This is a genomic window from Methanobrevibacter sp., assembly GCF_045116495.1.
In the GTDB taxonomy this organism is placed as follows: Archaea; Methanobacteriota; Methanobacteria; order Methanobacteriales; family Methanobacteriaceae; genus Methanocatella.
This window is the reverse complement of sequence record NZ_JBGULU010000079.1, coordinates 1-11,211: the sequence shown is the minus strand read 5'-3', so window position 1 is coordinate 11,211 and position 11,211 is coordinate 1. Positions and strand designations below refer to the sequence as shown.

The window sequence follows — 11,211 nt, the reverse complement described above, 5'->3', positions numbered from 1 at the left end:
GATGATTGAAATATTTTTAGATAACTTTAAATATGTTTATTAGAATAGCTTATAACAGGGATTCAAAATATAACAATTGTTAATTATTATGTAATGTATTTATAGTATATTTCTAATATTAATAATTGTAATTAATTTAAATTAATTAACGGTGAATATAAAATGAATAAAAAGATAACTTTTGTTTTAGTGTTAGCACTTGCTGCATTTTTAGTAATGGGTTCAGCCAGTGCAGGTCTCTTTGACTTTTTAGGGGGAGGAGACGACACTGTAAAAATAGGATATTTGCCATCTGACCATGATGCAGCATTATTCGTTGCTGACGCTCAGGGTAAATATGCTGAAAAAAACATTACTACTGAACTTGTACAATTCAACAACGGTGGAGATTTAATGACCGCTATGGCTAGTGGTGAAGTCGATGTTGGATATGTAGGAATCGCACCAGTTTTATCATCTGTTGCAAAAGGTGTTCCTGTAAAAGTTGTTTCATCCGCTCAAACTGAAGGTAGTGGAATTGTTGTAACTGATGAATCCGGAATTACTTCTGCAGCTGATTTAAAAGGCAAATCCATTGCAACTCCTGGTGAAGCTTCAATTCAATATGTATTGCTTTCATACTACTTGAAACAAAATAACTTATCAACTGATGACTTAAACGTTTCAGCAATGAAAGTGCCTTCAATGAATGATGCTTTAAAAACAAAACAAATTGATGGAATTATCACTTTCCAACCTTATGTATCCATTGCAGCTAATGATAGTGGAAACATTGTTCTGGAAAATTCATCAGGTATGTTACCAAACCACCCATGTTGTGTTGTTGTCGCATCCGATGACTTTATCAAAAACCATAACGATACTGTAAAAGACATTATTGCAATTCATGAAAATGCAACTAAATTCATCAATGATAATGTTAAAAATGGTAATGCTAGCGAAGTAGTTAAATTATTACCTAAAGATATAGTATCCAATCCTGATTTAGAAGCTAAATCATTAGAAAGTTTCCCATTCATTTCAGGAATTGATAATAGTTTCAAAGCGGATGTAGACGCATTCCAAAAACTTGAAGTGGATATCGGTATTTTAAACAAAACAGTAGACCAAAAAGACTTATACTGGGAAGCATAGTTTAACTATGCTTTTATTTTTTTCTTTTTTTAGACTAATTTCTATCAAACGCCTGTGCAATCTTATTTAAATTAGAAAATGAATTAATCAAGCTGTCAACACTTTCATCATTTACATCCAGTTCGGTTAATGCTTCAATATACATTGGAAATACTGTTTTTCCGTTTTCAAAAAATGAGTAATAATCCCCAATAAGTATTTCGTCTTTTTCCAAGTCATTTAGGATGTCCTTGTAGAGATCTTCAAAATCATCACTGCTTTTTTTAATCATTTCCAATGCTTCTTTTTTATCGGACTCAAGTTTTTCAAAGGCGGTATTGAGTCTTATTAGAGAAATGGTATATAGTTCAAAATCAGGCTCACCATTCATATTTATCACGTGAGAATTCTTAAAAATAAAAAAAGAGAGTAATTTCTCAGATGAGAAATTATAATTTAATTTTAATATCGAGTGCACTTGATCCTTCTTCGTAAACGAAGATAGGGTTAATGTCAAGCTCGGATATTTCTGGGAAGTCTAATGTTAATCTAGCTACTCTTTTAATAGCTTCTTTAACTTCCTCTACATCGCAAGGTGCTTCACCTCTGTATCCTGCAAGTAATTTGGATACTTTGGTTGATTCAATTTGTTCTTCAATTTCTTGAGAGCTCATTCCTTTTGCAAGGTTGAATGAAACATCTTCGATGAGGTTTACATAGATTCCACCCATACCGAATGCAATCATTGGGCCGAATTGTTTGTCTCTAATCATTCCAACAATGACTTCTTCTCCGGAATCCATCATTTTTTGGACTTCCACACCGTCAGGAACAATATCTGGATGTGCTGCTTTGGCATTTGCAATGATTTCATCAAATGTTGCTTTTGCTTCTTCAGCACTGCTGATTCCTACTTTTACACCACCGATGTCTGATTTGTGTAAAATTTTATCTGATGCGATTTTGAGAACAACTGGGAATTCCATTTCTTCAGCAAGACTTGCTGCTTCATCAGCACTGGTTGATAATTTGATTGGTGCTGCTGAAATTCCATAGGCTTCAGCTACCGCATATGCTTCACTACCGAGTAATGTGTCTCTGCCGTCAGCTTTTACTTTATCAAATATTGCCTGTACTGCATCTTTATCCACATCATCGATTTTTTCAATGACATCATCATATTCTCTGCTTTCTAATCTTGCATATCTTGTCATTGCTTCAAGTGCGGTTACTGCAGTTTCTGGGAATACATAGGTTGGCACTCCATTGTCTCTTAAAGCTTCATTTGCAGCTTCAAAGGATGGTCCACCCATGTTAACAACAATAATAGGTTTGTCGAATTCTTTTCTTTCTTCTAAAATAGCATTTGCAATTCCGTCAGGGTCTGCTGATGCGGTTGGACAAACCATAATGATTAAACTGTCAACTTCATCTTGGCTTAAGACGATTTCTAATGATTCTTTGTATCTGCTTACAGGTGCATCACCCAGTACATCGATTGGGTTTTTAGCACTACCTTCTTCGGTTACGCATTCTTTTAATCTTGCAGTGGTTTCTTCGTCAAACTGTACAAGTTGAAGTCCTGCTTTTTCCATTGCGTCAACGGTAAGAACTCCTCCACCACCTGCATTGGTAATGATTGCCACATTGTCGCCTCTTGGGAGAGGTGCTTTGGAGAATGCCAGACCTAAGTCGAATAATTCTGCCATGGTTTCTACACGCATGATTCCGGATTGTCTAAATGCGGTATCAAATGCAAGGTCACTTCCTGCAAGTGCTCCTGTGTGTGATGATGCAGCTTCAGCACCTGCTGAGGATGATCCTGATTTAAGTACAATGATAGGTTTTTTACGTGCTGTTTCCCTCATTGTTCTTACGAAGTCTTCATCATCGGAAATTGATTCAAGATAACAGATGATTACATTTGTTTCATCATCTTCTGCCAGGTATTGTAGTAATTCAATTTCGCTTACTCCAGCTTTGTTTCCTAAACTTATTACTTTACTGAATCCGATTCCTGAAGTTACGCTCCAATCGATGATAGCTACCATCATAGCTCCACTTTGTGAAATGAATGCCATGTTTCCTGTTGGAGGCATCATTTGTGAAAATGATCCGTTTAATGGAGTGTGTGAGTCAGTTATTCCTAAACTGTTTGGTCCAATAATGTTTATACCATATTCTTCACCAAGAGCGGTCAATTCAGCTTCTAACTTAGCTCCTTCTCCACCAATTTCTTTAAAACCGGCAGTAATAACTACCATGTTTTCAACGCCGACTTCACCACATTCTTTAACTGCGGTGTTTACGAATACTGATGGAATTGTAATTATTGCCAAATCTACTTTTCCAGGTACGTCTTTAATATTTGGGTATGCTTGTTTTCCTAAAATCTCTCCACCTTTCGGATTTACAGGATAGATTTCGCCTTCAAACCCATCGTTGATGAGGTTGTCAACAATAATGTATCCTACTTTTCCAGGGGTATTGGAAGCACCAATAACAGCCACAGATTCAGGTTTAAACATTTTATTGAGATCTATCATAAGTTTTTCTCCTTATTAGATTTATAATTGTATTAGAATTATCATCCATTTATAATGATAAATAATTAACAATTACTAATGATATAATATATGTTATATTAAATATTTAAATATATTGTTTAAACATCACTCTAATTTCTTATTATATAATTTCAATACTTGTTAATTCTTTTTTGTATAATTTAAAAAAGTTTAATTCTTATTTATATAAAAAAGAAATTTTTTTAAAAAATTATTTTTCTTAAACTATTTAAAACATGATAAATATAAATATATTTAATTAATAAATTATTGATATTTTAGCAATTTAAAATATCTTATTTAGGGGATATTATGAGCTTAATTATTGCTTACATTGGAAAGAAAGGATGTGTAATGACTGGAGATAAAAGAAAGATAGGATATTTTGGTGATAAACAAAATTTAGCGCAATTAGAAAAAGAATTATATGAAGGTATTATCAGTAGTGATGAAGAGTTTTCAAAACGTGCAGGCGAATTAGGTATTTCTATAAAGATTTCCGATGATGCAAACAAACTGAAAATAGTTGGAAATACTGTAAGAGGAGAAGTAAGTACCAAAGGAACCTTTGAAACCAAGCGTAGAAGAATTTACGGAACAACAAATGGTTATCAGATAGTTGAATTGTTAGGTTCCGAACAGAAATCCCGTAAGGCAGGTGAAAAAGGAGTAATCATATTCGGAAACAACTATGCTAAAAAATTAGCTCAGGCACTCATACAAAAGCAATGGAAAGCTTCCCAGAGCTTGAAATATATGGGCGAAGTATTTGAACAGATTTTAGCAGAAGTTGCCTCCAAAACACCAACTGTCGGTGATAAATTTGATACTTTAATTCAACAACCTAAATTCAATCCCTCACAAGCTCAACAACATCTGAATCTCACTATTGACAATGATATTAAGGTATTGGTTAAATTTAGACAAGATTTAACAGAGAAATTAGTTCAACAAAGTATTGCAATTGACATGGCAAACAAGATTATTGACAAAGGTGATGTTGGTAAAGTTGTTTCTATTGATGGAAATATGTTATACGTTCAATTAAACGATAAAACACAAGCTATGGATGGAAATTGGAAACAGCTGGCTGGCCCTGGTCAAAACGTATTGATGTTTACAGAATCAACTGATGTAAAGATAGGGGATAAGGTTGTCATTGAAGATGAAAATTTATGCCTTAAAAAGAATAAGTCACCTCTCACTTGTGATATAATATTGTGTTCTTTATAAGTTGGGGTTTAAATGAAGCTGACATTTTTAGGTAGTGGTGGCGGAAGATTTTCTGCCATTTCACAGCGAAGAATGACCGGAGGATTCAGGATTGATAATTTGGGTGGAAAAAATTATCACATAGACCCTGGTCCAGGAGCATTGGTTAGAACTTATCAATTCGGTTTTGATCCCCGCAATTTAAGTGGAGTTTTTGTAACTCATGCACACACTGATCATTATAATGATGCTGAAATCCTCATAGAATCCATGACAAGAGGTATGACTCGCCGTTTTGGAACTATTGTTGGTAGTGAAAGTGTTTTAAAGGGTTATGAAAGTTGGGGTCCATGTATCTCATCATACCATCAGTCACAATCAGATAAGCTCATTTTAGAGCCTGGAAAAGAAAGCAGATTGAATAATATAAAAATAAAGGGAACTAAAACAGAGCATGGTGATCCTACTGGCTGTGGTTTTCAAATAGATTACAAGGGATTTAAAGTTTCATACACTTCAGATACAGGTTATTTTGATGGTCTGGCAAAAGAGCATAAGGGTGCAGACATATTAATAGCCAGTGTCTTAAGACCAGGCAACAGGACAATCAATGGCCACATGTGTTCTCGAAATTTCATTGATTTGATTAATGAAGTTAAACCGAAAGTAGCAGTAATGACACATTTGGGTCTTAAAATGATTTCAAACAATCCGGTTACTGAAGCCAAAAAGATTTCAAAACAAACTGGGGTTAAGACAATTGCTGCTTTTGATGGTTTGTCTTTTAATGTGAATTACAACAATCCTAAGAGATTCAGATTAATTTCTCTAAAGGATGTTGACTCACCAAGTCACAGCACAAATCATAAAATGTTCAATAATGAGAGAAAAAACTCCTATCAATTGGCATTTAAGCATAACGAGTTTGATGAAGTTTCATTCATGAAAAAACGTTAATGTTTCAAATTTGTAGGATGAATGAATCCTGAACGAATCATATGGTCTGCAAGAACAATTGCAGTACTTGATTCGGCTACAACTGTCACTCTAGGGCAGATGCATGGATCATGTCTTCCTTTAATTTCTATTTTTTTATTTTCCATTGTTTCTAAATTGATTGAATCTTGACATTTGGAAATCGATGGAGTAGGTTTAACTGCAATTCTTGAAATGATTGGCATCCCATTGCTCATTCCGCCAATGATTCCGCCTGAGTTATTTGTTTTGGTGGTCACATTGCCGTTTTCGATTTGGTATTCGTCGTTTATCTCAGAGCCGGTATGGTTTGCAACATCAAATCCAAGGCCAATTTCAACTCCTTTTACCGCTCCGATATTCATTAGGATTCTTGCAAGATCCCCATCAAGCCTTTCAAAGACAGGTTCTCCAAGACCTTGTGGCACTCCAACAGCAATTGTTTCTACAATTCCACCTACAGAATCTCCTTCCTGTTTTTTATTTAAAATCAGTTCTTCCATTTCCTTTGCCGCTTCTAAATCAGCACATCGGACTGGATTTTTTTCAATATTTTCTTTAATTAAATTGAAGTCTTGAGGCTCTGCTTTAACATCTCCAATCTGAACTACATGGGAAATAATTTCAATATTTTCAGTTTTTAAGAGTTTTTTAGCTATTGCACCACCAATTACATGGCCGATAGTTACTCTACCGCTGCCACGGCCTCCTCCGTTATAGTCATAGTTTCCGTATTTCATCATCCATCCGAAGTCTCCGTGGGATGGGCGTGGAGTATTTTTAAACATGGAATAATCTTTTGAATGCTGATTTTTATTATAAATGACTCCTGCAATAGGTGTTCCATCAGTTTTTCCTTCAAAGATTCCTGAAAGGATTTGAACTTCATCTGCTTCTTTTCTTGGAGTTGTAACACTGCTGGTTCCAGGTTTTCTTTTATCCAGTTCTTTTTGAATGTCTTCAGCACTTAATTCTAGGTTTGCAGGACATCCATCAACAATAGCTCCAACGGCTTTTCCGTGGCTTGCTCCAAAACTTGTTATGCGAAATTTTTCTCCAATTGAATTTGACATTTTAAGCCTCTTTTTAGTATATTGATACAATATTTATTTTTTAAATATTTATTATTTAGTAAATTTTTAAATAATTTTAAATCAAAATATTTAATCAAGTGATAATCATGCAATTTCCAACTACAAGAATGAGAAGATTAAGAAAAAATGCGAAAATAAGAGACATTGTGCGTGAAACTAAATTGGATAAAAAAGACTTAATTTATCCGATTTATTTTAAAGAAGAATTAAAAGACATGGAAAAAGAAGAGATTTCATCTCTTCCAGGGGAATTCAGATACTCCCTGGATGCCGGTGTTGAATTTGCAAAACAATTAGAAGCTAAAGGATTGAAATCAATAATTGTTTTTGGAATTCCAAAAGAAGAGACAAAAGATGAAATAGCAACTCCAGATTACTCAGCAACAGGTATTGTTCAAAAGGCTGTAAGAAAACTTAAAAAGGAAACAAATCTTGTTGTAATTACTGATGTCTGTTTATGTCAGTATACTTCTCATGGACATTGTGGAATGATAGTTGAAAACGATGATACTGATGATGGAATTGAGATACTGAATGATGAATCTCTACCAATCATTGCAAAAGTAGCCCTGTCCCATGCTCAGGCCGGTGCGGATATTGTAGCACCTTCAGACATGATGGATGGAAGAGTCAAAGCTATTAGGGAAACTTTGGATGAAAACGGTTTTTATAATGTCATGATTATGTCATATTCAGCCAAATATGCATCAGCATTTTACGAACCGTTCAGGGTAGCCGCATGCTCATCACCACATGCCGGGGACAGAAAATCCTATCAGATGGATCCTGCAAATGCGGTTGAAGCAATCAGGGAATGTGAACTTGATGTTATTGAAGGATGTGACTTTTTGATGGTCAAACCTGCACTTCCGTACCTGGATGTTGTTCGCATGGTCAGGGATGAGTTCATGTTGCCGTTAGTGGCATATAATGTGAGCGGAGAATATTCAATGCTAATGGCCGCAATTGAAAAAGGATTTTTAACCGAGCGTGCAATTCTCGAATCCCTGCTTTCAATCAAGAGGGCAGGTGCAGACTTAATTATCACTAACTTCGCACCATACTTACTTTTAAACGAGTTGATATAAAATGGATGCAAATGAAATTGCAAAAATGGCGCAGATTGCCTCAGCACTTGAGGTAAGCGGATATCCAAAACCAGGAAATGTCCACAGAACCCGTGATTTTGATGATATGGAGTTTGAAGACTTCATAATAAGCGGTATTGTAATTGGAGATACCATTCGTGAAGCATGCAGCGATGTTGATGTTGAAAACCCTCAGCTGGGTAAATACATCCTGCAGGCTGTAGCTGAAACAGACAGATGGATTAAAAACAATACCAACCTGGGAATTGTGATGATGACAACACCGATTGCAGTTGCAGCGGCTGTCAGTGACTCATTTGATGATATAAGAGAAAATGTTAAGTTGTTAATGTCAAACACATCAGTTGATGATGCATGCGATTTGTATGATGCAATCAATATTGCAGATGCAGGCGGAATGGGAGATCAGGATGAATACGACGTGGCCAGTGACAATGCCAAAAATGAACTTAGAGAAAATGGCCAGACAATGTATGATGTGTTAAAAATCTCAGCTCCATGGGATATGCTTGCCCGTGAAATGACTTCAGACATGCCGGCTGTTTTTGAAATAGGCTATCCAACATATCACAGGTTAAAAGAAGAAAAATCTAAAACTGATGCTTGTGTTTTAACATTTCTAACAATTTTATCTCAGGTTCCGGATACATTGATTTCAAGAAAATACGGTTCAGATGAGGCTTTAAAAATATCAATGATGACAAGGGATTTGCTTAACTTAAAAGATGCTGATGATTTTGGCGAAAGACTTGAAGAATTTGATGACTATTTATTCAATAATAAATATAATCCAGGAACTACTGCTGATTTGACTGCGGCATCTATTTTTGTAAGTTATTTGAAATCAAATTTTGATTAAATGTTTCAAGAAATCGTTTAGATTTCTTATTTTTCTTTTTTTAAGATTTAAATGGTAACTAAATTAGTTTCTATATTGGGAATGTTATAGTGATTGCTGGTAAATGATTCCAATTCGTGTTTATTTTCCTTGTTATGTATTAAAACACCAATAATTGCATTAATGCTGATGGATTTTGCATCGACAATAACTTTCATATTAAAAAAGATTAATTCGTTTAAATTATTTTTTGGAACATTTAATCTTTTAGAGGCATCATGTATTTCAAGGGCTGTGGGTACATTATCTTCATCAAAATCAAGCAGCAATCCTTCATCCAATTCAATTGTTTCATGATATGTGAAATCCCGTGTAACTTTAAATCCGAGTATGTCTGCTGATTCATCATACATGTACTCTACTTCATATGAGTTTTCTTTAGCCATTCTATCTCTCCACATTTCTTTCTCTTCTTCTTTTATCAAAGGCATATGCGGTTATAACTGTGATGTTTCTATAATCATCTATCTCTATTATGATATATAAATCCATATTCTTATTTTTTTCATGGGGATATATCAATTTAAAACGGTTTTCAGTTGTTTTGTTAATTCCTAGTGGAATTTTTTCAAAAAGACACTTTGCAACATATTGATGCGTATATCCTCTTTCAAACCAGTTTTTGAAAATATGTTTGTCAAATTGTAACCAAGTAGGATTATAGTTTTGAATTATATCCTGTGCTTCTTGAATATTGTAATCTATCAATTATCTCACTTTTAATTAATTTTTTAGATATTAATCAAAAAATATTCCTTAAAAATGGCGGATGATTTTGGGTAATATCAGGTATTACATAGTTTCTGCTACTATATAAGTATTACTTTTTATATAATTTGTAATAATAAATGATGAAATGGTTGTTGGTTAATATCAAAATTTGTTTAGATTTCTTATTATTTTTTTAATTTTATTACTTTTTTTTAAATTTAACATTATCTTTATAAATCACTTAAAACATATATTATTTTATTATTAATCTTAAATTATGGTGTTTAAATGAGTGAGGATATTGAAAAAACCATTAGTGAATTACATATATATGAAAAGAAACTTTTAAAAGAACTTGAAGCTAATCCTGAGGCAACTCCTGAAGAGATTGCTGAAAATGCCGATATGGACATTAAATCCGTTATGAGTGCGGCAGGTTCTCTGGCATCAAAAGACATTATTGAAATGCACAAGGATGTTGAAGAAATCTATTCTTTAACAGATGCTGGAAGGGAATATGCTGAAAAAGGACTTCCTGAACGTAGGATTTTGGATGCACTGGCCAAAAAAGAACATATTCATATGAAAGATCTGGCTGATGAAACCGGTGTTGACAAAAAGGAAACAAACATTGCTATCGGTTGGTTACGCCGTAAAAACTGGGCTCAAATTGATAAAGGTGTAGTCAATATTACTGATTTCGGTAAAAATTTTGCATCCAAAATGGATATTGATGAAGAAACCTTGGATTATCTTAAGGCAAATGCTGATGGTGTTAAACTTTTCACTGATGATTTGGTAAATGGTGTTAAAAAACTTGCAGGAAGAAAAAATATTTTAAATGTTAAAAAAGAAACCTCACATTCTTTTATAATATTGCCTAAAGGTGAAGAAATACTTAAACACGGTTTTGAGATTAAAGAGCAAGCAACTCAGTTAACCCATGAACACTTGAAAGACGGTGAATGGAAAAGCCTTGAATACCGTCCTTACGATATTAATGCAGAGGCACCGGTTATTTTTGCAGGTAAAAAACATCCATTAAGGGTAATCATTGATGAGATAAGGGAAATCTTTTTGAACATGGGCTTTTCAGAAGACAAGGGAGAATATGTGGAATCCGCATTCTGGAACTTTGACTCACTCTTCCAACCGCAGGACCACGCAGCCCGTGAAATGCAGGACACTTTCTATTTGAAAAATCCTTTAACCTGTGATTTGCCTGATATGGATTTGGTAAAGCTCACTGCAGAAACCCATGAAACAGGAGCTGACACAGGCTCTGTAGGCTGGCAATATGATTGGAGTGAAGATATTGCACGCCAAAGTGTATTAAGAACCCATACGACAGGAATATCCACCAAACATCTGTTTGAACATGAGCCTCCTATCAAAATGTTTTCCGTTGGAAGAGTATTCAGAAGAGAAACTTTCGATTACAAGCACTTGCCTGAGTTCCATCAGGTCGAAGGTCTTGTTTGTGATGAGGGCATTAGCTATCAGAACCTTTTAGGTACTTTAAAAGAGTTTTA

General features: G+C 34.5%; 11 protein-coding genes. 6 read left to right on the top strand and 5 right to left on the bottom strand.

Annotated features, from left to right (window positions below):
- Positions 1-162: 162 nt before the first annotated feature.
- Complete coding sequence (locus ACJMLH_RS04005; RefSeq protein ID WP_405274963.1) at positions 163-1,134, top strand: ABC transporter substrate-binding protein; 972 nt, start codon at positions 163-165, stop codon at positions 1,132-1,134.
- A gap of 34 nt (positions 1,135-1,168) precedes the next feature.
- On the opposite strand, the gene ACJMLH_RS04000 is transcribed toward ACJMLH_RS04005, so the two are convergent.
- Positions 1,169-1,504: a hypothetical protein gene (locus ACJMLH_RS04000; RefSeq protein WP_405274961.1), complete on the bottom strand. Its 336-nt coding sequence runs from the start codon at positions 1,502-1,504 to the stop codon at positions 1,169-1,171.
- Positions 1,505-1,562: 58 nt separating this feature from the next.
- Positions 1,563-3,659, bottom strand: coding sequence for an acetate--CoA ligase alpha subunit (acs, locus tag ACJMLH_RS03995; protein WP_405274958.1), 2,097 nt, complete (start codon positions 3,657-3,659; stop codon positions 1,563-1,565).
- 333 nt (positions 3,660-3,992) lie between these two features.
- On the opposite strand from acs, the gene ACJMLH_RS03990 reads away from it, so the two are divergent.
- Together ACJMLH_RS03990 and ACJMLH_RS03985 are read left to right on the top strand one after the other, a co-directional pair.
- Positions 3,993-4,913: a DUF2121 domain-containing protein gene (locus ACJMLH_RS03990; protein ID WP_405274956.1), complete on the top strand. Its 921-nt coding sequence runs from the start codon at positions 3,993-3,995 to the stop codon at positions 4,911-4,913.
- A gap of 12 nt (positions 4,914-4,925) precedes the next feature.
- Positions 4,926-5,849, top strand: coding sequence for an MBL fold metallo-hydrolase (locus ACJMLH_RS03985; RefSeq protein ID WP_405274954.1), 924 nt, complete (start codon positions 4,926-4,928; stop codon positions 5,847-5,849).
- Here ACJMLH_RS03985 and aroC read toward each other — a convergent pair.
- A complete protein-coding gene (gene aroC / locus ACJMLH_RS03980) occupies positions 5,846-6,940 on the bottom strand; it encodes a chorismate synthase (RefSeq protein WP_405274952.1) in 1,095 nt (364 codons plus the stop codon). The genes ACJMLH_RS03985 and aroC overlap by 4 nt on opposite strands.
- 107 nt (positions 6,941-7,047) lie before the next feature.
- Here aroC and hemB point away from each other — a divergent pair, with 107 nt between their 5' ends.
- Positions 7,048-8,049, top strand: a complete 1,002-nt coding sequence (gene hemB, locus ACJMLH_RS03975) for a porphobilinogen synthase (protein ID WP_405274950.1) — start codon at positions 7,048-7,050, stop codon at positions 8,047-8,049.
- Position 8,050: 1 nt separating this feature from the next.
- Entirely contained in the window at positions 8,051-8,929 is an 879-nt protein-coding gene (locus tag ACJMLH_RS03970; RefSeq protein ID WP_405274948.1) for a triphosphoribosyl-dephospho-CoA synthase, read from the top strand.
- 47 nt (positions 8,930-8,976) lie between these two features.
- On the opposite strand, the gene ACJMLH_RS03965 is transcribed toward ACJMLH_RS03970, so the two are convergent.
- Together ACJMLH_RS03965 and ACJMLH_RS03960 are read right to left on the bottom strand one after the other, a co-directional pair.
- Complete coding sequence (locus ACJMLH_RS03965) at positions 8,977-9,354, bottom strand: DUF2283 domain-containing protein (protein WP_405274946.1); 378 nt, start codon at positions 9,352-9,354, stop codon at positions 8,977-8,979.
- Between the two features lies 1 nt (position 9,355).
- Positions 9,356-9,676, bottom strand: a complete 321-nt coding sequence (locus ACJMLH_RS03960; RefSeq protein WP_405274944.1) for a hypothetical protein — start codon at positions 9,674-9,676, stop codon at positions 9,356-9,358.
- Positions 9,677-9,967: 291 nt separating this feature from the next.
- Here ACJMLH_RS03960 and ACJMLH_RS03955 point away from each other — a divergent pair.
- Positions 9,968-11,211 (top strand): phenylalanine--tRNA ligase subunit alpha (locus tag ACJMLH_RS03955; RefSeq protein ID WP_405274942.1); only part of this gene is annotated, 1,244 nt, incomplete at its 3' end.

Excerpts from the sequence above, each read along its gene's own strand:
- ACJMLH_RS04005 (WP_405274963.1), top strand. The coding sequence starts at position 163 with ATGAATAAAAAGATAACTTTTGTTTTAGTGTTAGCACTTGCTGCATTT.
- ACJMLH_RS04000 (WP_405274961.1), bottom strand. The coding sequence starts at position 1,504 with ATGAATGGTGAGCCTGATTTTGAACTATATACCATTTCTCTAATAAGA.
- acs (WP_405274958.1), bottom strand. The coding sequence starts at position 3,659 with ATGATAGATCTCAATAAAATGTTTAAACCTGAATCTGTGGCTGTTATT.
- ACJMLH_RS03990 (WP_405274956.1), top strand. The coding sequence starts at position 3,993 with ATGAGCTTAATTATTGCTTACATTGGAAAGAAAGGATGTGTAATGACT.
- ACJMLH_RS03985 (WP_405274954.1), top strand. The coding sequence starts at position 4,926 with ATGAAGCTGACATTTTTAGGTAGTGGTGGCGGAAGATTTTCTGCCATT.
- aroC (WP_405274952.1), bottom strand. The coding sequence starts at position 6,940 with ATGTCAAATTCAATTGGAGAAAAATTTCGCATAACAAGTTTTGGAGCA.
- hemB (WP_405274950.1), top strand. The coding sequence starts at position 7,048 with ATGCAATTTCCAACTACAAGAATGAGAAGATTAAGAAAAAATGCGAAA.
- ACJMLH_RS03970 (WP_405274948.1), top strand. The coding sequence starts at position 8,051 with ATGGATGCAAATGAAATTGCAAAAATGGCGCAGATTGCCTCAGCACTT.
- ACJMLH_RS03965 (WP_405274946.1), bottom strand. The coding sequence starts at position 9,354 with ATGGCTAAAGAAAACTCATATGAAGTAGAGTACATGTATGATGAATCA.